Origin of the sequence: Wolbachia endosymbiont of Aedes aegypti, from assembly GCF_021496215.1 — a bacterium.
GTDB classification, from domain to species: Bacteria; Pseudomonadota; Alphaproteobacteria; order Rickettsiales; family Anaplasmataceae; genus Wolbachia; species Wolbachia pipientis.
Genome location: NZ_CP090902.1, coordinates 259,720 through 282,923, shown reverse-complemented (window position 1 = coordinate 282,923; position 23,204 = coordinate 259,720). Strand labels below are relative to the sequence as shown.

Annotated in this window: 22 protein-coding genes and 3 pseudogenes; 6 read left to right on the top strand and 19 right to left on the bottom strand. The window is 35.3% G+C overall.

Annotated features, from left to right (window positions below):
- Positions 1-8: 8 nt before the first annotated feature.
- The 4 genes and pseudogenes from L0Z58_RS01495 to L0Z58_RS07005 all read right to left on the bottom strand — a co-directional run bounded on the left by L0Z58_RS01495 (position 9) and on the right by L0Z58_RS07005 (position 4,975).
- On the bottom strand, positions 9-896 hold the full coding sequence (locus L0Z58_RS01495; RefSeq protein ID WP_010962500.1) for a heme o synthase: 888 nt from the start codon (positions 894-896) through the stop codon (positions 9-11).
- Between the two features lies 1 nt (position 897).
- Positions 898-2,448 carry a cytochrome c oxidase subunit I gene (gene ctaD, locus L0Z58_RS01490; protein ID WP_010962499.1) on the bottom strand — a complete coding sequence of 517 codons (1,551 nt, stop codon included), beginning with the start codon at positions 2,446-2,448 and terminating at the stop codon, positions 898-900.
- A 15-nt stretch (positions 2,449-2,463) separates the two neighbouring features.
- A complete protein-coding gene (coxB, locus tag L0Z58_RS01485; protein WP_010962498.1) occupies positions 2,464-3,228 on the bottom strand; it encodes a cytochrome c oxidase subunit II in 765 nt (254 codons plus the stop codon).
- Positions 3,229-3,881: 653 nt separating this feature from the next.
- A pseudogene (locus L0Z58_RS07005) lies at positions 3,882-4,975 on the bottom strand (IS3 family transposase).
- A 579-nt stretch (positions 4,976-5,554) separates the two neighbouring features.
- Here L0Z58_RS07005 and L0Z58_RS01460 point away from each other — a divergent pair.
- Positions 5,555-6,466 (top strand): Rpn family recombination-promoting nuclease/putative transposase, encoded by a 912-nt coding sequence (locus L0Z58_RS01460; RefSeq protein ID WP_010962495.1) that lies wholly within the window; start codon positions 5,555-5,557, stop codon positions 6,464-6,466.
- On the opposite strand, the gene L0Z58_RS01455 is transcribed toward L0Z58_RS01460, so the two are convergent.
- Positions 6,455-7,345 carry a hypothetical protein gene (locus L0Z58_RS01455; RefSeq protein ID WP_010962494.1) on the bottom strand — a complete coding sequence of 297 codons (891 nt, stop codon included), beginning with the start codon at positions 7,343-7,345 and terminating at the stop codon, positions 6,455-6,457. The two genes, L0Z58_RS01460 and L0Z58_RS01455, sit on opposite strands and share 12 nt — an antisense overlap.
- On the opposite strand from L0Z58_RS01455, the pseudogene L0Z58_RS06740 reads away from it, so the two are divergent.
- The 4 genes and pseudogenes from L0Z58_RS06740 to L0Z58_RS01440 all read left to right on the top strand — a co-directional run.
- Positions 7,300-7,563, top strand: a pseudogene (locus L0Z58_RS06740) (AAA family ATPase); the annotation flags it as partial. The gene L0Z58_RS01455 and the pseudogene L0Z58_RS06740 overlap by 46 nt on opposite strands.
- Before the next feature lie 135 nt (positions 7,564-7,698).
- On the top strand, positions 7,699-9,324 hold the full coding sequence (locus L0Z58_RS01450; RefSeq protein WP_010962493.1) for an ankyrin repeat domain-containing protein: 1,626 nt from the start codon (positions 7,699-7,701) through the stop codon (positions 9,322-9,324).
- A gap of 344 nt (positions 9,325-9,668) precedes the next feature.
- Positions 9,669-11,774, top strand: coding sequence for an ankyrin repeat domain-containing protein (locus L0Z58_RS01445; protein ID WP_010962491.1), 2,106 nt, complete (start codon positions 9,669-9,671; stop codon positions 11,772-11,774).
- A gap of 101 nt (positions 11,775-11,875) precedes the next feature.
- Positions 11,876-12,550, top strand: coding sequence for an ankyrin repeat domain-containing protein (locus L0Z58_RS01440; protein WP_010962490.1), 675 nt, complete (start codon positions 11,876-11,878; stop codon positions 12,548-12,550).
- Between the two features lie 160 nt (positions 12,551-12,710).
- Here the strand turns inward: L0Z58_RS01440 and L0Z58_RS01435 are convergent, their stop codons facing one another.
- From L0Z58_RS01435 to L0Z58_RS07000, 14 genes and pseudogenes are all read right to left on the bottom strand, one after another.
- Positions 12,711-13,925, bottom strand: coding sequence for a WD_0033/WD_0034 family tandem repeat-containing protein (locus tag L0Z58_RS01435; protein ID WP_010962489.1), 1,215 nt, complete (start codon positions 13,923-13,925; stop codon positions 12,711-12,713).
- A complete protein-coding gene (locus L0Z58_RS01430; RefSeq protein WP_010962488.1) occupies positions 13,900-14,043 on the bottom strand; it encodes a hypothetical protein in 144 nt (47 codons plus the stop codon). The genes L0Z58_RS01435 and L0Z58_RS01430 overlap by 26 nt, the downstream gene beginning before the upstream one ends.
- Positions 14,044-14,112: 69 nt before the next feature.
- Positions 14,113-15,615: a recombinase family protein gene (locus L0Z58_RS01425; protein ID WP_010962487.1), complete on the bottom strand. Its 1,503-nt coding sequence runs from the start codon at positions 15,613-15,615 to the stop codon at positions 14,113-14,115.
- Positions 15,616-15,617: 2 nt separating this feature from the next.
- Positions 15,618-16,046, bottom strand: coding sequence for a DUF2924 domain-containing protein (locus L0Z58_RS01420; RefSeq protein ID WP_010962486.1), 429 nt, complete (start codon positions 16,044-16,046; stop codon positions 15,618-15,620).
- A gap of 32 nt (positions 16,047-16,078) precedes the next feature.
- Positions 16,079-16,708: an ankyrin repeat domain-containing protein gene (locus tag L0Z58_RS01415; protein ID WP_022626238.1), complete on the bottom strand. Its 630-nt coding sequence runs from the start codon at positions 16,706-16,708 to the stop codon at positions 16,079-16,081.
- A gap of 222 nt (positions 16,709-16,930) precedes the next feature.
- Positions 16,931-17,533, bottom strand: coding sequence for an ankyrin repeat domain-containing protein (locus L0Z58_RS01410; protein WP_010962484.1), 603 nt, complete (start codon positions 17,531-17,533; stop codon positions 16,931-16,933).
- Positions 17,534-17,706: 173 nt separating this feature from the next.
- Positions 17,707-18,867 (bottom strand): phage tail protein, encoded by a 1,161-nt coding sequence (locus L0Z58_RS01405; protein WP_015588924.1) that lies wholly within the window; start codon positions 18,865-18,867, stop codon positions 17,707-17,709.
- Positions 18,867-19,676, bottom strand: a complete 810-nt coding sequence (locus tag L0Z58_RS01400; protein ID WP_010962482.1) for a baseplate assembly protein — start codon at positions 19,674-19,676, stop codon at positions 18,867-18,869. The genes L0Z58_RS01405 and L0Z58_RS01400 overlap by 1 nt, the downstream gene beginning before the upstream one ends.
- Positions 19,677-19,678: 2 nt before the next feature.
- On the bottom strand, positions 19,679-20,014 hold the full coding sequence (locus tag L0Z58_RS01395) for a GPW/gp25 family protein (protein ID WP_015588922.1): 336 nt from the start codon (positions 20,012-20,014) through the stop codon (positions 19,679-19,681).
- Positions 20,011-20,265: a PAAR domain-containing protein gene (locus L0Z58_RS01390; protein ID WP_010082109.1), complete on the bottom strand. Its 255-nt coding sequence runs from the start codon at positions 20,263-20,265 to the stop codon at positions 20,011-20,013. The genes L0Z58_RS01395 and L0Z58_RS01390 overlap by 4 nt, the downstream gene beginning before the upstream one ends.
- Before the next feature lie 2 nt (positions 20,266-20,267).
- Positions 20,268-20,731: pseudogene (locus tag L0Z58_RS01385) on the bottom strand (phage baseplate assembly protein V).
- Entirely contained in the window at positions 20,718-21,191 is a 474-nt protein-coding gene (locus tag L0Z58_RS01380; protein ID WP_010962480.1) for a hypothetical protein, read from the bottom strand. Before L0Z58_RS01380 ends, L0Z58_RS01385 begins: the two are co-directional and overlap by 14 nt.
- Before the next feature lie 6 nt (positions 21,192-21,197).
- A complete protein-coding gene (locus L0Z58_RS01375) occupies positions 21,198-21,695 on the bottom strand; it encodes a phage tail protein (protein WP_010962479.1) in 498 nt (165 codons plus the stop codon).
- Positions 21,696-21,839, bottom strand: a complete 144-nt coding sequence (locus L0Z58_RS07000; protein ID WP_010962478.1) for a head-tail joining protein — start codon at positions 21,837-21,839, stop codon at positions 21,696-21,698.
- A 180-nt stretch (positions 21,840-22,019) separates the two neighbouring features.
- Here L0Z58_RS07000 and L0Z58_RS01370 point away from each other — a divergent pair, with 180 nt between their 5' ends.
- Positions 22,020-23,042: an IS110 family RNA-guided transposase gene (locus L0Z58_RS01370; RefSeq protein ID WP_010962477.1), complete on the top strand. Its 1,023-nt coding sequence runs from the start codon at positions 22,020-22,022 to the stop codon at positions 23,040-23,042.
- Positions 23,043-23,204: the final 162 nt, after the last annotated feature.

Below are 23,204 nucleotides of genomic sequence, written 5' to 3'. Positions count from 1 at the left end.
TTTCATAACTAAAATAAATCAATAGAACAAAAAATAATACTGGCGAATAGGGAAAATAGATAAGAAATTGAATAAGAAAACATTTTTTTCTGTGAGCTGTGATTCTTGAACTTCATAACAGATACAGCGTACCAAATAAAAACGCAACCTTCAAAGGTTGCCATGCTTAGATAAAGTAAAGCCTTTTTCAAAAATAGAGCCGGAAGCAAGCTAGTTAGCACCAGCAAAACACTATAAATTAATATATATTTTCTTGTTTTTTCCGGACCATAAACAATATTGGACATTGGAATCGATGCCTTTGCATAGTCTTCAGACTTATTTAAAGATAGGGCCCAAAAGTGTGGTGGAGTCCACATAAAAATTACTAAAAATAAAATGAAACTTTCCCAACTGACAGAATTAGTCACAGCTGCCCAGCCAATCATTGGAGGGAAAGCACCTGCTGCACCACCGATAACGATATTCTGCGGAGTACGCCTTTTTAGCCAAATTGTATATATGAAAACGTAAAATAATATGCTAACAGCAAGCAAAGCAGCAGAAATATAGTTTACTGCTATTGCCATGATAAATACTGACAATATTCCAAGAGTTATACCAAATTCAAGCGCACTTTCTGCAGAAACTCTACCTGAGGGTATAGGGCGGTTTTTTGTCCTTTCCATGAGCAGATCTATGTCTCTGTCATACCACATATTTATAGCACCTGCAGATCCTGAGCCAAGAGCAACACATATAAGAGATATTAGTGCTAGAAAAGGGTGCATACTACCTGGTGCAGTAACCATACCAGCAACTGCAGTAAATACCACAAGATACATTATCCTTGGCTTCAGCAAACGCCAAAAATCCAGTATTGTTGATTCAACATTTAGCAAAACACTTGTGTACATTCTATTTTACCACTGGTGGCTTTTCGAAAGTATGAAAAGGCGGTGGTGAAGATACCGTCCATTCCAAGGTGTCACCTTCCCAAGGATTATCTCCAGCTTTCTTGCCCCATTTAAAAAGATGTATAACTATAAACACAAAAAACATAACTGAAACAAAGGACATATACGAACCAATTGAGGATATATAATTCCAAGGGATAAACGCATCAGGATAATCAGGTATACGCCTTGGCATACCAGCTAATCCTAAGAAATGTTGAGGTAAAAAAGTGATATTGGTGCTAATAAAAGTAAGCCAAAAGTGGATTTGACCTAAGCGCTCATTATATTGTTTACCCGACATTTTACCAATCCAATAATAAAAGCCAGCAAAAGCTCCAAATAATGCAGCAAGTGACATGACATAATGGAAGTGAGCAACAACATAATAGGTGTCGTGCAGGAGCTTATCTATTCCACCATGAGAAAGAATTATTCCCGTTATGCCACCGCCAACAAACATGAAAATAAAACCTAGTGCAAATAGCATAGGGGTCTTAAACTCAATTGCTCCACCCCACATAGTTGCAATCCAGCTAAAGACTTTTACACCAGTTATAACACCGATAAAAATTGTGGTAGTGCTAAAAAATGCAGCAGCGTCAGCACTAAGCCCAACAGTGAACATATGGTGAGCCCAAACCATAAAGCCAAATACTGCTATACCTATCATTGCATAAACCATCCCTATGTAACCAAATACAGGTCTGTGAGAAAAAGTTGATACAACCTGACTTATGATGCCAAATGCAGGAAAAATAATTACGTAAACTTCTGGATGACCAAAAAACCAAAATAGATGTTGAAATAACACAGGATCGCCGCCACCGGCAGGATCAAAAAAGGAAGTACCAATATTGCGATCAGTAAGAAGCATAGTTATAGCACCGGCAAGCACTGGTAAGGCAACAATCAACATAAATGCTGTTAGCAAGACAGACCAAACAAACAGTGGCATCTTAGTTAATGACATTCCTTTTGTGCGCATGTTAAATATAGTAACTATAAAGTTGATCGCCCCAACAATTGACGACATACCAGCAACATGAAGTGCAAGTATAGCAATGTCAACTCCTGCACTTGGATGGGACATTACCTGTGATAGAGGTGGATATAAAGTCCAACCTGTACCTGGACCTTCACCAATAAACACTGAGAGAATGAGCAAAATAAAAGATGACACTAATAACCAAAAACTTAAATTATTCATACGAGGAAATGCCATATCTGGTGCGCCAATCATGAGAGGTACAAACCAGTTACCAAATCCTCCCATGAGGGCTGGCATTATCATAAAAAACACCATTATCAACGCATGCCCTGTAACCATTACGTTATATAATTGATAGTTATTGTTAAGTATATTAATGTGCATTAGCTGAGTGCGAATAATCACCGATAATAATCCACCAATAATTCCAGCTAATATGGAAAAAATAATGTACAGTGTCCCTATATCTTTATGATTGGTGGAAAACAACCAACGCTTTATGCCCTTTGGTACGTCACTCATATCTATACTCCAAATTTAACTCACTAATTTTCTATTTTCAATCCACTTATTAAAATCTTCTTTGCTTACTGCTTCAACAACAATTGGCATAAATCCATGGCCTTGACCACACAATTCGTAGCACTGCCCATAATAAACACCAGGCTTTTTGATATTAAACCACGCCTCATTCAGCCTACCTGGTATCGCATCAATTTTTACACCGAAAGCCGGTACTCCCCAACTGTGTATCACATCTCCTGCTGTAACTTGTAAACGAACGTTAGTATTAACGGGTAAAATGATGTTGTTATCAACAGAGAATAGCTTTAAATCTCCTTCGATAAAGTCTTCTTTTCCCTTAATATAACTATCAAATGACACACCTTGATATTCTGGATATTGGTAACTCCAATACCATTGATGGCCAATAACTTTCAGTGTTATATCAGCTTTCGGTATTTCTTCCTGTAGCTTCAGTAATTTAGCGTTTTCAAAGGCTAATATTCCAACAATGATAGTTGGTATAACAAACCAAATAATTTCTAAAGGAACACTATGGGTAGTTTTACTTATGTTTGTTACTTTGCTTTTACGAAAGCGAAACGCTATATAAGCAAGCAGCGCCCACACAAAAAGCATTATTGTAACCATCACAAGCATCACAAACGAATGTGACCTAACTACAGCCTCCATTACTTCAGTTGCAGGAGCAGGAAATCCAAATTGCCAGGAAGTAGGAGCAGAGGCAACAGATATATTTGAGTAAAATATTATCAATAGTGCAAATAACTTCACCATATCTTTTGTTTGTTTGCTATAAAACTAAGTGATATACTGTATAATAGTATATATAAACTTACTATGCAAATAGAGATTAGTGATGGTTAATAATTTTTTAGCATTCAACAAGTATAATAGTACAATACTAATTGAGGAAAAAAGCATTTACATAAATCTATTGTAAGTAAAAATATTATAATATTTTAAATTAAGTATTTACTTTAAGTAAATTCTATAATAAGTTTAATAGTGTCTGTTACTGCTAATAACCCTCTAGCCTCACACCTAAAAGCAGTAACAGACACTATTAAACTTTATGACAAGTTTATAATCTGTAAGATCAAAGTCTTACAAGTTTCTTTATTTCATTATACAACGAAATCTTTAGAGAAGCCAAATGGGCAAAGTTTCATGAAGGTCTTTGGCATCTCTTAGCATAGATCCCTTACTTAACCATCATACCGCGATTCATTCGCAGTATCTCAAAGCATAGATCCCGCTAACACGTAGCGGGATGACGATTGTCGTTTAGCCATAAACATTAAGAAATTTACCAAATAAAAAAAAGGCAAAAGAAGCCCCGTGGTGGTTGGCTATTTACTATGTACTAAAATATCGGCGTTTTTTTTGACCTTATCCAGAAAAAGTGGAGAGAAAGTTTGGAATGTTTTTCACAAAGAGAATGATGAATCAAAATGCTCAGGAATGCAATAGTTAATAGTGACGTTGTTTGTTATAAAAAATTTCTATGTATTCAAATATTGCAGTTCTAGTTTGTTGAGCAGAGTGTTGTGAAGTATCAATAAGTATTTCTCTTTTCAATGAGCTAAAGAAGCTTTCCACAACAGAATTGTCGTAACAACAACCTTTATGACTCATCTATGTTTTTTATGGATAAGAGATATTGATAACCTTGCAAAGTATATTGTGAACCTTGATCACTATGTAATAGTAGATTTTTGGCAGGTTTACGCTTGTTAACGGCCATTAATAAAGAGTCCATAACCAATTGTTTATTTATTGAACTGCTCATTAACTACCATGCGTGAATATAGATCGATTATTGTTGCCAAATATAGCCATCCTTCTTTGGTTTTTATATAAGTAATCCCATACTTTATTTGGTTGATCAACAATAAAGTTTTGATCTAGTATATTGGGAGCTACAGCTCTATTATCTGTTTGTTGTTTTTTAATTTTAAACTTTCTTTTCAGTATAGCCCTGATATCATTTTTCTGCATAATACTTTGCACCGTTTTCAAATTGCAACTTTTACCCAAAGCCTTCAATTCAGCATGAATTTTAGGAGCTCCATATCTACATTTAGAAGCTTGATATATTTTTTGAATATCTGCTAATAACTCTTTATTTGCTGATTCTCTACTGCTTATTTTTCTTGTGGTCCACTTATAGTAGCCACTAGCAGAAAATCCTACATAATTCCTGTACTTTATAGCAGTTACTATATAAAAAAATATTTTACTCTTTTTGACTGGCCAGGGCTTTTTTTAAAATGTCTCTTTCTCTTGTTACTTTTGCTAACTCTTTCTGTAAATCAAATCTCTCTTTGTCATAAGGTGCTACATCTGGAAATGCATTTGCCGCTGACTTTTTTTCGTTATATTTCTTCATCCATTTTCCTAATACACTATCCCTTATTCCCAGATCTCTTGCTACTTTTGCAACTGGTTGACCTACCTTTCTTTGTTCATTTGCCAGCTTAACAGCTTCCAATTTGAATTCTGCCGTATATTCTCTTGCCATTTCTAATCCTCCAAAATTTTATTTTACCCGAAAAAACTCCTTTCTTTCTCTCCACTTTTTCTGGGTAAGGTCAATTCGGAACTCTATTTCTTTTTTACGATCTTTACTTTTATTCTTATTGTTCATATAATATACCCTTCACTAATAATAAATTATTTTTAAATGTTTACTGTTATTTTCTTAGCAGTATTGGCATAAAGCCATAGCTTTTGGGTGAAGTCAAATCAAATTTTCAATTTTTTTTTGTTTATTTTTTTATGAAAAGGTAGAAGATATTAATAGCTGCTAATTTCTTTAAACGATGTTGTCGTAGATTCGTATTTTTATACACCAAAAAGGGTATCTTTGATGTCTCCTACAGCTCCAAACTCATAGCATCCATTTGCCGGCCTTTTAAGGCGCTTTATAGAAGGGTTAATAAAAGATGTAAAAAGGACGTCTAAGGTGCGTAGTAGCATTCTAAAGCCATCTATGGGAGACATTTTTTTCATCAACGCATTCAAAACTTAAAAAAATAAAAAACTTGAACATTTCTTCAGAATTATGTATAATTATTAATGCTTTTTAAGGTTCTTTCTTATGACTTTTTCTAAGTTTCTTGATCCCAAAAATGATGTATCGTTTAAGCGTATCTTCGGTACTGAAAAAAATAGAGATATCCTTATTCACTTCCTCAATGATATTCTTGGCTTTACTGGTAAAAATGAAATAAAGGATATAGAGTTTTTAAGTACTATTCAAGACCTCGATATCGCCGCTAAAAAGCAAAGTATTGTTGATGTTCTCTGTAGAGATTCTACAGGTGCTCAATACATTTGCGAAATGCAGGTCGCTAAAACTAAAGGCTTTGAAAAACGTGCCCAATACTATGCTGCTAAAGCTTACTCAAGGCAAGCTGATAAAGGTGACCAGTATCATAACCTTAAGGAAATTATCTTCATTGCTATAGCAGATTGTGTACTGTTTCCTAATAAATCTGAGTACAAATCAAAGCATACTATTCGAGATGAAGACACTAATGAGCATGATCTAAAAGATTTCTATTTTATATTTATTGAGTTGCCAAAATTTCCAAAGAATAAGGAAGATCAGTTGGAAAATATAGTTGAAAAATGGGTTTATTTTTTTCGATATGCAGATGAGACTAGTGAAGAAGAGCTGGAAAAAATAATAGGTAGTGATGTAATAATTAAAAAGGCCTATGAAGAGCTAAATAGATTCAACTGGTCAGAAAAAGAATTTATTGCCTATGGACAGGAAATAAAACGTATTCTTGATGAACAGGCTGTCCTCGCTCAAAAACTTGATGATGCTACTGAAAAAGGTAGAGAAGAAGGTAAAGAAGAAGGCATCCAAATCGGACATGAAAAAGGCAGAAAAGCAGAGAAAATCGAAGTGGCAAAGAACTCACTTAAGGCCGGTGTCTCTATTGATGTTATCGCTCAAATTACCGGCCTTTCGATAGATGAAATTCAAAAATTAAGGAATTAATACTTTACCTTGACCTCTAGCTTGAGTTAAATGACATTGAACAGAAGTATTATTTAGATAACTTTTAGGCTCCAAGCTTATTTGTTGTTCTTTTACGTCACTCACTTCTAATCTGCTTAACATTTGTTGCATTAATTGATTTATTACTGGGTCTATTCTTCTATTAAATTCAGCCATAAACTTATCAAACTTTTTCGGACTTAATCTACCGGGATCTCCGGGTTCTCTACCAGGCAATGCTTCCTCTGCGTATGATTTTAAAATCCCTGAAATTTCATTAAATTCACCACTCCTAATTTTTTCATTAATCTTCTCAAATAATTTCTCAAAATTAATATCTAAGCGGTGCATTTTTATACCACCTTTCGATTCAGCTTGCTTCTCTAATACTTCCTTGAACAACTTTATAATATCCGATGTGTAAAAAAGAGCCTTTACAGGATTAACATCAGAAAACTTAGGAAGAGGACACTTTTTATCTAGAAAAGCTTGTAACAAGAAAAACATCAAGCTAGCATTATTACTCGCACAAACTTCACGACTAAATTGGCTAGTATATTGGATATTTGGGTTTCTTACTGTATCAGAATGATTGGAGCTACTTCCTGCTGTACCAGAACGGCTAGAGCTATTTTCTGAAAATGAAGGCAACGCAGCCCTTAAAGGGGAAGAGATAAACTGAAAAACACCTTTAACAGCATCTATCCATGAAGACGGCTTACTTGCTCCGCTTGTAGCTCCTATTTTGTTATAGCCTATTTCGTCACTTTGCGATGAATTGTCTGATGCATTATCATAAGATAGATCACACTTAGCTTCTTTTGTAATACTATATTGGTGACGGAGGTGCAGAGGCCTTAGCTGATGGTAATCTTTCAAATCTTACTTCACTTAACTTACAGTCTAACAATATTGGTGACGGAGGTGCAGAGGCCTTAGCTAATGGGAATCTTTCAAATCTTACTTCACTTAACTTAAGTGGTAACAATATTGGTGACGAAGGTGCAGAGGCCTTAGCTAACAGTAAGCTTTTAGGTTGTACTAAAATTAACTTAGATGGTAACAATATTGGTGACAAAGGTGTAGAGGCCTTAGCTAACAGTAAGCTTTTAGGTTATACTAAAATTAACTTAGATGGTAATATTGGTGGCCAAGGTCCAAATGGCTTAGTAGAGTTCTTAGCTGGCGGTAAGGCTTTAACTCTTGCTTTACTTAACTCAGATGGTAACAATATGAAGGACTTAGTTAACGTACCAAGAAATAGACAGGGATGGACTTCTTTACATTATGCTGTTAAAAATGGCAATGTAGGTAAAATAAATGATCTAATAAAAGGAGGAAAAAATGTTGATGCACAAGATGAACAGGGATGGACTCCTTTACATTTGGCTGCTACCGGAAGTTATACAAAGGTAGTAAATGCTCAAATGTACGGGGATGATATTCATGCTAGAGAAACCGGAAGTGAGGAACCTATATATATTAAAGCATGCAAAAATATTATAGAGTCTTTCCTAGACAAACTATTAAACATTAAAGTAGTAGGAGCTTTAATAAAAGGAAAAGCAGAGATTAATGCAAAAGATAATCAGGGAATGGCTCCTTTACATTGGGCTGTTAAAGTTGGTCATATAAATGTAGTAAATGGTCTAATAAAAGGAAAAGCAGAGATTAATGCAAAAGATAATCAGGGAAGGACTCCTTTACATTGGGCTGCTCTAATTGATCGTACAAGTGCAGTAAAAGCTCTAATAAAAGGAAAAGCAGAGATTAATGCAAAAGATAATCAGGAAAGGACTCCTTTACATTTGAGTATTCAAATTGGCAGGACAGATGTAGTAAATACTCTAATAGACAAAAAAGCAGAGATTAATGCAAAAGATAGACAGGGAAGGACTCCTTTACATTGGGCTGCTAGCAAAGGTGGTATAGAGGTAGTAAATGCTCTAATAGAAAAAGGGGCAGATGTTAATGCAGTGAATAAGTATGGAGATGCACCTCTGCGTTTTGCTGCTCGAGATGGCCATATAGATATAGTGAAAGCTCTAATACAAGGAGGTGCTAATGTTAACGCAAGAAATAGTGACGGTACTCCATTACATACAGCTTATGGCCATGAAGAGATAGTAAAACTTCTAATAGAAAAAGGGGCAGATGTTAATGCAGTGAATAGTAATGGAGATACACCTCTGCGTTTTGCTGATCGAAATGGCCATATAGATACAGTGAAAGCTCTAATAAATTACGTAACAAAACTAGAAGCTGCTGATCTGTATGTTAGTCAAAAGAACTTAGAAGAAAAGAATAGATTGATAGGTGATTTGCACGATCTACACAGTAGTTATCCACAACATCTTCAAAACTGTAAAAAAGAAGTCAAAAAGATTGAAAAAGAAAGTCAGGAACTACATTCCTTTTTGAAAAAAAGTGATATTAATGAACTAATTAGTGTGTGGGAAAGGAATGCAGACATACAGAATCAGATTGATAATCACGATAACCTAAAAGAGCAATATCCAGAATACGCTCATATTTTAATTAATAAAGCTAATGAAGTGAAAAAAGAAATTTTTCTGCACAATCATCAGCCGCTAATTGATGCTTTATCAGCACATTATAAATGTGATATAAAAACAATGACATTTGCTGGTATAGAAAACTTTTTTAAAGTTGTTCACAGGGATGATTTTAAAGAAAAGCTAGGAAATGGAGGAATAACTCTGAAAAACTTTGTAGATTTAAAAAATGTTGAAAAGAGAGATGATGTTCCTAAGTTAGGAGTAATTGCATTTAAGCATGGGTGTCAATTAAGTGAACCAAGGGTAACAAGAGTAATTGATCAGGCTCTTTCTCTCTAATAGGATCATTGAGCAAACTGTGGGTTCATGGTAGGAAAAAATTGACCTTACCCAAGAGAAGAAGAAAGAAAAATTTTCATAATAAAAGTGTTTTTTTAGAAGGAGCAGTAATGACACAAGGAAATTGGGACTCTGACAAAAATTTTGCAGGGTAGCTTGTTATATAGCTAAAAAGAACCAAATAGCAGGTTCACAATGTCAGTGAAGTTTATGAAGTTAGAATGGGTATAGAAGGAAAGAAAACACAGATCTCTAAAAAATATCAAAGTTAGAAAAATTATTCTTGCATTAGTTTTTATTTGTGCTATATGCTGTACATAATATCTTTGTAGAATGGGGGGAGTATGTTAACTAGAGATATTTCAAGGCCTGAGCAGGTTTTTAGTGGAGCAGAAATAAGCGAAAAAAAAGAGCTAGAAGAGAAATCAAATACTCGACAAGGGCAGTCAGAAATAGGCGGATCGTTTGATGATCAATATGAGTTGATTATAGAATATCTGTTGCAGATTCCACCATCTAATGATCGGTTAGAAATTTTACGAAAGCAAGGACATTCACAGAGTGACATAGATGAAATGTTTAGTCAGGGGGATTCTTGGTATACTCAATCAACCATATCGTCATTTCGAAGTTATAATAGTCCACCGTCTTTAATGGATAGTAAATATTCACTGAGTAAACAGGTATCTGTTTGGTCCGCTTTAGATCATAATCTCACAGAAAGTCAAAAGAAGTTAAACATAGAGTTACTAAATGTTTTAAAGTATCTAGAATGGCATGATGAAGGTGCTCTTTTTGATTATGATAATGGTCAGGTCGATGAGCTTGAAGAATTTTTAAAAAATAATAGAGGCAATCCAGATCTAAAAGCCGTTCTAAATGTCAAAAGAGGAGAATCTGGGTCAACAGTATTGCATGCGATTGCGGGAGCTCATATAGGTGCATCTTACCGTCAAGAAGACCGAACTATAAATTTACTCTTAGAAGCAGGAGCCAGTCCAAATATACAGGATGATAAAGGAGAAACACCTTTGCATCGCGCTTCTGCTATGGGCTATGATAAAAATATATATTCTCTCTTAAGGGGAAATGCTGACCCCAATATATGTGATGGACAAGGGAAAACTCCACAACAAACTGCAGTTGATAATCATAATTACCATGTTGAAAGGTGTTTTTTTACTGACAATCAAAAAAAGTTGCGAAAAGAATTAAATAATATACTTAATAGACATCGCTACAAAGAAGGCAATTTAAACTATATTGTTACACTCACTCTATTTCAGTTTTTCGAAGATCTAGAGAGGTTTTTACATGAACATAAGAATAATAAAGACCTAAAAGTAGTTTTAAATACTCGGAACATAGCAGGAAAGTCAGAAGTGCTGGAACATGTAAAAAATGCTTTTTCCGGCTTTCAAGCTGCTGATGAAATAAAGAAATTACTTTTGGAAGCGGGAGCAAAAGAGTTCACGTATGAAAGGAAAAAATGCTTACCTAAATCTGGGGTTTTGTGGGGTAATATAATACCAGCTCAGGAGGAAAAGCTAAGTAGATCCTTAGGTATTTTATCTGAAATTCAAGACATAAATCAATTGGAAAAATTCGTGAAGATAGCTATCAAGTCTGGAGTGCGACTTAATTATCGTTTCACCGTTCCTTCACCCTTTGAAGGTTATAGTTTCACAGATTATGTGATAAAAAGAATTAGTGAATTAGAAAAGTGTCCTAAAGTTGCTAGTGGTATAATATGTCAATTGGTATCAAAAGGAGCAGTGTTTGGTAGCCCAGAGAGCATTGATGTAATTGATGAACTGGGATTAGAATGCAAAGATCACAAAGCCAATATGATAAAAGCTTTTGAAGGTTACATTAATGATGCCCATAGGTTTATTAAAGTTGCGAAAAGTGCAACCACTAGTAAATTGAATGATATAGCAATAGGTAATACTACTCTTTACTTAGAATATTCGGAGGAGAGCAAAATAGATATTGCAAAGATCACCGATGGAGCGAGAAGTTTATGGTTAAATTATGAAAATGCAGGATATGAAAGAAATATAGTAAAGATTGGTGAAAGTGAGGTGGAAATTATAACGCAAAATGGTAAAAGGCATTACACAGACCTTACAGCCAATAGTAATATAGCATTGATTTTCTGTACCTCTTTTGGAGAATTAGAAGTTAGATTGTATTCTGATAAGCAAAATGAAAACAGGATTAGGGTAGAAGCAAGAGATCAAGGGATGTTGAAAAAATTAAAAGATTGTGGAGAAGAAATAGGAAAAAATTGCTCACTTGGTTATCACTCAGTTTATGATGCTATTGAACGTGGGTACTTCGAAAAGCCTGCTTCATCTTCAAGAATTGTCCAGGAAGAAAAATTACAAAATGGTAAATGGGCAGATCAAGTACGATATACAAGAAAAAATGGAGCACAAATTCGATAGTACTAAGCTTTGTAGACAAAAACGTTGGTATGGTTTTTACTGCTTCAAAAAGGTTTTACTTTATTTTTTTTATTTTAATAATAATATTTTTAGGAGGTTTTATGCACACATCTAAACCTACTGCAGCAGAGAAAGATTTAAATAGCAAGCTATTTTATGCTGTAGAACAAAATAACCTTGATAAGGTTAAAGAGCTTATTAGAAATGGGGCTGATATTCATGCTAGAGAAATTAGTAGTAAAAAAACTATGCACATTGCTGTTAAGAAAGGGAACAAAAATATCGTAGAGTTTTTCTTAAATGAAGGGATAAGCGTTAACGATACCAATAACAGCGGTTGGACACCTCTACACTATGCTGCCTTTGGTGGTGAGTTGGAAATAGCAAAACTTTTGGTTGCTAATGGGGCTAATGTTCGTGCTGAAAACGCTTATGGTCAAAAGCCTATAGATTTAATTCATTATGGTAAAGATGATGGATATAAAGGCATTATGGAACTTCTTCTAAATAAAGGAGGAGGAAAGGTTAATGATATTGATAAAGAGGGTTGGACACTCCTACACTATGCTGCCTTTAATGGTAATTTGGAAACTGTAAAGTTTTTAATTGACAAAGGAGCTAGCATTCATACTAAAAACAATGGACGTGAAACGCCTTTAGATCTCGCTAGAGAAGGAGGAAGTACGGAAGTTGTAAATATGTTAAGCAGTATAAATACAAAAGTGACAGATGTATCGGTATCTCAACTCTCTATACCAAGAAAAAGGACTGTATGAATTGATATAAGCAAAAAAGGGAGGATGTTTCTATAGGTTATACACGTCAAGTTATTGTTAAAAATAGCAGCAGGACTAACGGAGGTAATTCTTAGTTAATAGTTTAAGAAATCTTCTAAAGAAGTTATCTTGTTGTTTATGATTTTTTGAGCATAGCCTTTTATGCTAGATTCAAAGAAGACTGAATAGGCTGCTCCACACTTTCCACTTTTTCTAGCTTTGTGCTGGGCTTTAGCACATTATACAACGCAAAGCTCAGACACACCAATCCAGCTATTCCCACAACCGCTGCTATTACAGGCATTTTCATGATATACAATGCAACACCGCTTGCCAATAACACTGCACCAACAACACCAGCTACAATTGGTTGAATTGCCTTTTTTGATGATTTTTCGTCTACAGAATTTCCTTTACTATCAAAATATAGTTCAGTTGGAGATGGGATATCAGGCTCTTCTTCTGTTAAAGCATTTTGAGCTTTCTCACTGGTTTCAAATATTAGCTCGCTATCTTTATTAATATCTCCACGCAATTGAGCTGTAGCTTTACTTTCCCATGTTAAATTATCTGTCAACTTCTCTCTTGATTCTGTATCAGTTTTGATTAATTTTCTTTTATGCTTTATTTCTGTTAATGATTTTCCGTTCTCAGCACTTCTAGATTTGCTATGAGAGCACGATTGCGTTTGATCTCTTTTCACAACTTCAGTAAAAGTGGTTGTAGAAATACTGGAACTTTGTGTCTGATCTATATCATCTTTTGTTAAAATATTTTTAGCTTCTTCACTGCTTGCAAGCATAGGTTCATGTATTTCAAGATCTTCACAGTCTTTATTGATATCTTCACAGCTAGTTTCAGCATTACCACTTACAGGTTTAACTTCTATATTAAGACTTTCTTTAAATTCCTTGAGAGTTGCTACAATTTCTTTACAATTTTGTTTATTAGCATAATCAATTAGTGTATAGCTTATCTTCTGGCTATTTGCTTTTTCTTTTATCATTTTCTGGTCGAGGATTTCTTTCAAAATACCGTTTTCTTTAGAAACTTCTAAAACTGCCCTAACAGCTTTGCTATTTTTCTCTGAAATACAGTATGCTAGTACCGTGTAGGTTGTTTTTTGAACACCCAGAATTTCTCCGTTTAATTCGTCATTCAGAAGATCTTTTAAAAATTTTCGTTTTGCTGCTTCTTGTAAAAACGTCTCAAAAGCTTGATTATTCTTAAGAGATATAGCATAACACGGTAGCGTAAATACTCCTTTCCTCCCTTCTTCACTATAAGGTATTTTTGTTGTTAAAATTTTCTGTAATGTATCATCATTAAATTTTTCAGCAATGCTATTCTCATTTTTCGTCCTTCTCCAGAACATAAAGGACTTTTTTTTTCCCTAGATTTTCTATTTCTTGCTTCAGAGTATCAAACTTACCTTTCTCTTTTTCTGTTAATCCACATAATTTATCAGTACGCTCTTTTTTCTTTACTGGCATAGTATTTCCCTTCGTATAATGTTTGTTTTATAAGTTAGTTGCGTTAATAACGTATTAATTGTGTGATTTTTAAGACGCTAATTTGTAAAATTTTTCCATTTGCTCACTCCATAGCATCGGTATTTCCCTTAAATCAACTAACCGCAAATTACTCGGTTGTCTCCCATTTACTATGTCTTCTTTGATCTTTGGTGCTAAATAATTTAATCTTAAAATTTGTTGTATACGTCTTGTACCTATATTAATTTTAATGCTCAGCTCTTTCACACTTCTATATTTTCCTTCCTCTAGTTGACGTTTCCAAAGATGGGCTCTTACCACTGCTTTCAGTAGCGCATTGTTTGTTTTTCCTTCTGGTTCCACTACTGTGCATTTGTTTCCTTTCTTCTTTAAATTCATTGGTATAAATTTTTCCTCTGACTCAGAACACACCTCTATTCCATCTTCTCTTACCCACACTGTTTTTATTAATTTCTTCACTGCTTCTTTCTGTTTTCCAAAACTTAAATTTTCCCATTTTTCTTTTTTTGCCCCTTTTTCCCAATTCTCATATAAGCATTCCGCTCTCTTCATTACTTCTTTTTCCACTTCTCCGGCTACTACTGTTCGGTTCATCGACTTGCAACCTTTTCCTCTTAAATGGTTATTGCATATATAATATCGATACCTTTTATTTTCTTTTTTTGAGTATGTCAGCGTCATGTTTACTTTGCAGCATCTGCATCTTATCATCCCCTTTAGTAGCGCCTCTTCATATTTTTTGCCTCGATATGGCTGATTCTTTATTAATTCCTGTGCCTTTTGCCATTTTTCTTCTTCTATTATTGCCTCATGCTTTCCTTTATACTGCTTCTCATAATGCCGTATTTTTCCCATATATATCGGATTTGTTATTATTCTCCTCACTGTGGCCTTTTTAAAGATATCTGATTTTGCTTTCGTTCGATATCCTTCTCTGTTTAACTCTCTTGCCAATTCTGCCATTGATCTCAGCTCCATATATCTCTCAAATATATGCTTTATTACTTTTGCTTCTTTTTCATTTATTATTAATTCCTTCTCTTTTACATCATACCCTAGTGGCACATTCCCTCCCATCCATAATCCTTCCTCTTTCGATGTTGCTATTTTATTTTTTACTCTCTCTACTATCATTTCTCTTTCTAGCTGTGCCGCTCCTGATAACACTGTTTGTACAAATTTTCCCATTGGTGTGTTGTTATCAAATATTTGCGTCACTGCTACAAAACTTATCCGGTGCCTTCTAAAAAATGACGTTACTTCTATGCAATCCTTCGTTTCCCTTGATAACCTGTCCAACGTGTATACTACCACGCAGTCTACCTCTCCGGCTTTTACATCTTCAAATAATTCCTTTATCGCTGGTCTATTTAAATTACTTCCTGAATAGCCTCCATCATCATACCTTTTGGCTAATGCTACCCACCCTTCTCGGCTTTTTATATATTTTTTACATGCTACTCGCTGTGCATCAAGACTATTAAACTTCTGCTCTAGCCCGTCTTCATTTGATTTTCTCGTATATATCGCACACCTTACCTCTTTTAGCATTCTCAACTTACCTTTTTATCACGCATCCCAAATAATAAAGGACCGTTGTAGCTCATTCCCATTATTTTTCCGGCTACCGCTGATAATGACGTAAAAAATTCTTCTCTGTAGATTAAACCCTTATCTGTTACCATCACTGCATGCGTTTCTTCACCTCTTTCTAATATCCACTCCGTTCCTACTGCTGGCAGTTTATCGCTACTTATCCTTTTTCCCTGTTCTAGCCGATCTGCCAGGTATTTTAGTCTTTTTGCTCCTTTTCTTGATATTTCTCCATACGCTTTCTCCTGCAACCTATACGCCAATCTTGGTATCAAATATTTCTTTGAGTTTCTAGGCGCTTCTTCCACAAAGACCTTCCTCCATATTTTTCTCAGCTCTTCCAACGCTTTTTTCTCTAAATTCAATACTTTCTTTTCTATTCCTTCCATCCTAGCTTCTGAATTTAAAAAAAAGTTGCGGCTCATAGCACTTTTTCATCCATAGTTTCTAGCTCTTTCACCTCTTCTTTTGCTACTATCACACCTGCTGCTGTACTTTCCGATACAACTCTTATTCTTTCTATAAATTCCCTCTGTTTATTTGCCATTTTTACGTTCTCTAACACTTCTTTTATCTCTTTATTATTTCTCACATAATCCATTGGGGTCTTGCCAAATTTATCTTTTTGTTCCACATTCCCTCCCGCTTTTACTAGCTCTTCTACTATTTTTATCTCTGCTACCATGCACGCAAGGTGTAACGCGGCAAATTTGCTACTTCGTTCCACTGCGTTTACATCGACTCCTGCCTTTATCAGCTCTTTTGTATTTTCTAGACGTTGCCCCATCACTGCTAGGTGTAGTGGTCTATATTTCCCGGCATCTGCTGCATCTACATCTGCTCCCTTTTTGATTAATAATTTCACTTTTTTCGGATCTGGCATTCCCACCGCGTAATGTAGTATCGTCCTTCCTTTTGTGTCTTTTTTGTTAATATTTTCTATTGAGTTATCTAATACTTCTTTCCACGACTTATTAAATTCTTCTCTTTCTTTCTTACTAAATTTTACCATAAGTTCCTCAGCTATTAATGCAATATAAAGTGGCTCCAATTTGGCTCACTTTAGCGCTTAGCAAACTTTGTTTGTTTACCAGCTACTTTTTCACTTAGGGCTGTTTTGGCATAAAAAGCAAGTTTTTTTTACAAAATATACACATTTTTTCAGCATATTATATTAAGATATAAATCTATATATTTAATCTGTTAAATAATAGCAATTCCTCTCCTGCTGTTGCCAGCTTTTCTCTTCTATTTTTTCCATATATTTAGCCTCTTATTTCCTCACAAAAAGTCTGCAAACATCTACAGCCCTTTCCTCCACATCATTTAGCTTCTTTCCACCATTTACCACCTGCTTTTCCGATACCTTACTTATTTTTTCCATTAACTCCCTCTGTTTGTTCACTATTTTTCCTCCTTTTTTCTTTAATACCTCCCTTGTCTCTTCATCACTTGCGTAATACATTGGGCTAAATCCTGATATACTTACCAGGTTTATTTCTGCCCCTGCTTTTATTAACTCTTCTACTATCTTTTTTCCACCTACCATACACGCTAGATGTAGTGCCGTATTTCCATCTTCTTCGGTTGCGTTTATATCTGCTCTGGCTTCTATTAATTCTTTTACGTTTTCCAGACGCATTCCAAGCGCTGCTGAGTGCAGTGGTGTATAACCTTCGTTATCTCTTGCATCTACATCTGCTCCTTCCCATATCAGCCAGTTTACTTTTTTTCTCGTCGACATTTTTGCTGCTCGGTGCAACATTGTTTCACCGTTTTCATTTTTTCTATTTATATGCTTTTTAGACAATTTGCCTGCAAGCAACTCTTGAAATAATTCATTAAAATCATCCCTTTCTTCTTGACTAATCCACATGATGTACCTCACTATAAAACTTCCTAACTTCTAGCGTTTGGTAAATCTTTTTTGTTTACCTACACCTACCTAATTTATAGCTGTTTTGGCATGGAAAAGCAACTTCTTTTTTTCAAAAAACACACATTTTTACCGAATATTAATGTAGTGTATGAAGATATAAGTATATGTATTTAACTCATTAAACATACGACCTGTTTTTCTTCCCAACTTCTGTTCAAATGTCGATGTTCGTGCCATGTTAGTACACCTGGGTAAAACACTAAAATGTACCTTTCTAACTCATGTATTGAATCCTTTTGCTCTGAATCTAAATCGCTTTCAAAATGAACATTGTGTTCTGCTAAACCAAATCTTATAACTTTCTGGTTGGTAAAATCTTCTACCTTGTAGTGGTGAGTAACGCTAAACCTTTCTAAAACTGGTTTATATTTTAAATTCCACAGTTGTTCAGATAGTTTGCTACTTCCCAACAAAAATTTATCCCCTTCCTCTTCTATACTAGTAACCGGAAAACATGCGTTTATTTCCCCTAAGTTCCAGCTATCTGATAATACTATTTGTGCCTTAGCAAACTTAATTGCCGGTAATAAGCTCTGTGGTAGCGGATATAGCGCTTTGAAGTTATACCACACATGATTCCTTTCATAAATACCGTTATAGTTCTTAGTATGAGGCTCGGTTTCTCCAAGTATTGCTACATCTAGGCGATATATATCATTGCTCAAAGCTTGTTCATAATGATTGCGTAGATAGTTCTCTATAATCCTAACAACTGGACCACTAGACCTGAAAAAATTTACTCTCCCAAATGATAACACTGGTCCATCTTTTTCGATCTTTGTACCAGAGTAGTCTGATAATAAGCTGCCAAAAAAGCTTTCATCTAAAATAAATCTTCCAATATTATAGTGGTCATTGAAAAGCCTCATTAGCCTCGATCTTGCTGGCAATGATAGTTTTGCTAGTTCTACTACTGCATCCACGAAGAAGTCGTTCGGAACATCTCTTATCCCTACCTGCAACTCAAAAAAGTGTTTACCGGGTGGCTCTTCAATGATCGTAATATCTTCTATATTTGCCCACTTTAATGCTATTTTCAGTGAGGCAGGTGTACCACGCAGTCTTTGAAATTTTATTCCTTCTCTTATCGCCTTTCCTTTGTCTTTTACCCAACGCAGAATTTCCCCCAATCCATATTCTTCTATTATCCACGGTAGTATTTCATCTTTAGAATTAAACTTAAATCCTTTTATCCTGCTTGGATCAACTTTGTAATCGATAGCCTCTACTATGGCTCTTTCTTCTTTTGTGCTATTAGGTGGAAGTAACATTAGCTTTTGCCCATTAATTCGATTTCTAGCTTGCCTAAACAAACGCACTCATTCCCCAGTACCACAACATCTTTTCTTGGCTCTATTAATTCCACGTTTTCTACCCCTTCTACAAATAGATTTGCTATGATCCATGATTTTGTCACCTTCCATCCCAATCTTTTCGTTGCTTCAAATTTTTCGATAAATTTCTTCTTCACCGTTTCAATAATATCCGGTCTTTTAATGCTAATTTTGCTGTGGATATCTATTTCAATAATATTGCAACCAACTACTGTTATCGTATCTGTCAATACCCTTATATCATCCCTGGTGACTCGCTTTCTTACAATATCAAGTAGTTCTTCAGATGCTATGCCATTTGTGGATAACTCCGTGGATAAAATCGAGATCTCTACACTCCCTGGCACTTTTGATTCAACCAGCGCATCCTTTACTCTTCTATCTGCTGAGAGTGCATGATATCGATAATGTTCTTTACTTCCTCCAGTTGACCAGCCTTTTATTTTTGCCTTGATTCTTTTTCTAAATCGTTCATCTTCTTCTCCATCTTGCCTCTCTGCTCCATAAAACTCAGCTAAATTATCAAGTTCTTCCCCCCTTGCAAACTTCAGTAAGTTGCTCCTTGCCGCTTCGTTTATTCTTTCTCTCAGCAAAAGTTCTCGCCATGCTGCTACCTCTAAAATCTTTATTGCTGGGTCACTTTCTACTAATGCCGTAAAACTTTCATCACGACTTACTAATTCTTCTTTCATCCGGGAAAAAATCTCTTCAAAGTTCAGTGGTTCGATAATATTTGGCTGCTCCATCTCTATACCATAATCCCATCAAAATGAATATTTTTCCCATTTGGTAGATAAATACCATCTAATGAAATATTGACCTTTCCTTCTTTCACTTCTGTAATTTTTACTTTTTCTAACTTAAATCTTTGCTCCAACTTTTGTAGAGCTTCTGCTACTGCTGCATAGATTTCCAAAGTTAAATCCCTATTAATTGGCTTATCTACTAATTCAAGTAGTCTTGACCCATAATCCCTTCGCATAACACGTGATCCTATCGGCGTGGTCAGTATGTCAACTATCGATTGCTTTAGATGGTTTAATCCTTCCAATTCCTTTCCCGTGCTAGCATTCATGCCTCTCATTCTGCAAATACATTTTTGCTATCACCCATCACATGAAAACCACACGATACCAAGTCACCTGTTCTTGTTATGCCAATATCATTAACAAATACGCTATTTGATCCCTGAGTTAGTTTCTCCCCTAGAGTTAAGATATCTCCTTTTCGACACACAGATCTACCGTTTACAAAAACATCGCTGCTTCCACTCATACAAACATGTGCTGGTATTCCACTGCAATAATCCCCTATACAAACCACAGCTTTAGCCATACTTAATTAAGGTCGATTCTCTTTGCTTTGAGTTTTATGCCTCTCTTGGTAATCTTCATACTTGATTCTCCTACTTTCAACGTTATTTTATCCACTACATCTATCTTAAGATGGTGCTTTTCTTGCTCATATGATAACTTTGTCCCATCTTGAAATTTTACACTATTTATTTCCTTTTTATTCTCCGGAGGGGGATATTTCTCCTGATATATTGCTGGTAATACTACCCCTAATGACAACTCTCCATATGGCGATAATACTATTACTTGCTCATCAATATTCGCGCAAACCAACTTCTATCTTCTCCTGCTCTTGCCGTTACCCACGGAAGCCAATCCGTTAAAAATTCCCCTATTTTTACCCGCACTCTTGCTTTTTCATAATCTACTTCTTTAACTAGACCTATACGAATAATGTTCGCTAACTTCCTATTCAGCTCTGAAATTGCAAAATTATGCTCTAACATTTTCGCCAACACTTATTGTATGTGGTATGATACCAGTTTCTAACCACATTGATTGACCTGTATGTAGCTCGTGAACCCATTCGACCAACCACACCAAATATGCATCCAACTCTGGTTTAAAATCATCCCCTCCTGCTGATATAAATTCACCTGCTGAAACATTTTCCACGTCCCAAGTATTCTTATTCACTACCCTTGCAATTTCCGCTGCCAGTGACCTTACCACTACCTGAGAATCCTCAACTGTTCCATCAACTACCACTCTTACCTCAAATCTTGCCCTCAACGCTAATTCCTCAGTCCCCGGATCTTTCCCTGGTTCTAAACTTGCAAGCTCTACAAATGCTGCTGGCGCTATTATTTCCCTACGTACTGCTGGATACACTTCGCACGTTTGTATTGCTGGGATTTCTTCTTTTAGCGTTTTACAAATCTTCTGATGTAGATCTCTCCAAAACATACGCTCTTAAATAAAATTAAGTTCATGGTCAAAATACTTCTCAAATACTCTCTCTACTTCATTAGAGACTAACTCTTTCATTGTTTCCCGAGCATGGGTATTTATTTTAATTTCATCTATTGGCAAAGACGTGGTATACCTTCGTCTGAAGATTCCTATATGACCATTTTTCATTGTTGCTATAAATGCTCCTTCATACGTACGGCTTCCTACTTTTGCTCCTATCTTTGTCTGTTTTATACTCCCAAGTTTTGCTACTCCTATCCACTGCGAACTGAGCTTTACTACTGACCATAAGCGCTTTCTATTTGCTTTATCCACACTTAACTTTTTTCTCATTGCTTTTTTTGGTATTTGTTTTTCTTCGCTAACTTGTTTGACAGTTTGTGACCTTACCCATAGTGCTGTTTTGTTTAGTGCCCTCACCGTTGCTTTTTCCACTTTTTTCCTTTCAGCATCTATACTTTGTATAATACTACCGGTGACTTCGATGTTAATACGCATCTACACCCCTGACGCTTGAATTTTCCATAGCATTCCCGAATTGTCCCTAAGTGGTGGTGAATATACTTTGTACTTACGCTTATCAATAATAAAGATATCTCCTTGTATCTTGTCAAAAGCATCTGATGTTTTAAGCTTAAGCATTAGGTGGAGAAGGGAAGAACTTTGAATATCTCCTTAGATATAAAATCTGTGTGGTAGACAAGAGTTCCCTTCTCAAAAGTATAGGCTGAACGGTATCGTAGAAAGACCTAAATGGTTATAATTCTGTATCCACAAGGTTAGCCTTACTTTTCATTTTAATAGTAACGTATGGAGTTATATATGATCAACAACTTTTTGGGTATAGACATATCAAAAGATCGCTTTGATGTTTCTCTTTCATTCATAAGCAACAAAGGAAAACGTGAAACCAGGAAAAGGAGTTTCAAGAATAATGATCATGGGTTTCAAGGTTTACTGAGCTTTCTACAAAAGCATAATGTAGAACAAGTAAAAGCCTGCATGGAAGCTACTGGTTGTTATAGTGAAGCCTTAGCTGAATTTCTACACAATACTGGACATTTTGTGAGTGTTGTTAATCCAGCTTGTATAAGATTTTATGCAAAAAGTAAGCTTATACGACAAAAGAATGATCAGACTGATGCAGAGATAATTGCCGATTATTGCCAAAGACAGGAACCTATTCGTTGGGCACCACCTTCTCCTGAGTTAAAGAAATTAAAGCATCTTTATCGTTGCTCGGCTGCGTTAAAAGATGAATTGACATTAGTAAATAACCACTTAGAAAAAAAAGAGAGACTGCCTAAAGAAGTTGCAAATGCTTGGGAAGACCTTGCAATGAACATAAAACAAAAAATAGAAAGAATAAAAAACTCCTTACGTGAACTATTAAATAAACACAAAGAATTGTTGGAAAATTTTCAACTTCTATTGACCATTCCAGGAATAGGAGAAGAATCAGCAGTAGCTATTTTGGCTGAAGTTCCTAACATAAAAGCTTTCAAGGATGCCAGGCAATTGGCAGCATATGCTGGAGCTATACCACGAAATATAACGTCAGGTACGTCTGTACATGCCAAGCCCAGATTAAGTAAATCCGGTTCACGAACATTATGTAAGGCAATGTACTTTCTTGCCATAGTAGCTAAGAATCATAATCCTACTATTATGACTTTTTGCAAAAGGTTAAAAGAGAAAGGCAAGCATAACATGGCCATTGTGGGAGCTGCAATGCGTAAGTTACTCCATATTGTTTTTGGTGTTTTAAGGTCAAAGAAGGCTTTTGATCCAGATCATATCAAAAACTACAGAGCTAGGAGTTTGGCTGAAAGTTTAGTGCTTTAAAATCAAAAAACGCTCCAATTATGTAAAATAGCATCTTACACAAATTTTGTAACTGGTTAGTGAATATGTTGATAAGTAAATTAATTTTATACGTACAAAAAAGCGGAAATTTACTTATCAACATATTCACTAACTATAATCTGTGTACCGTTACACAAAATG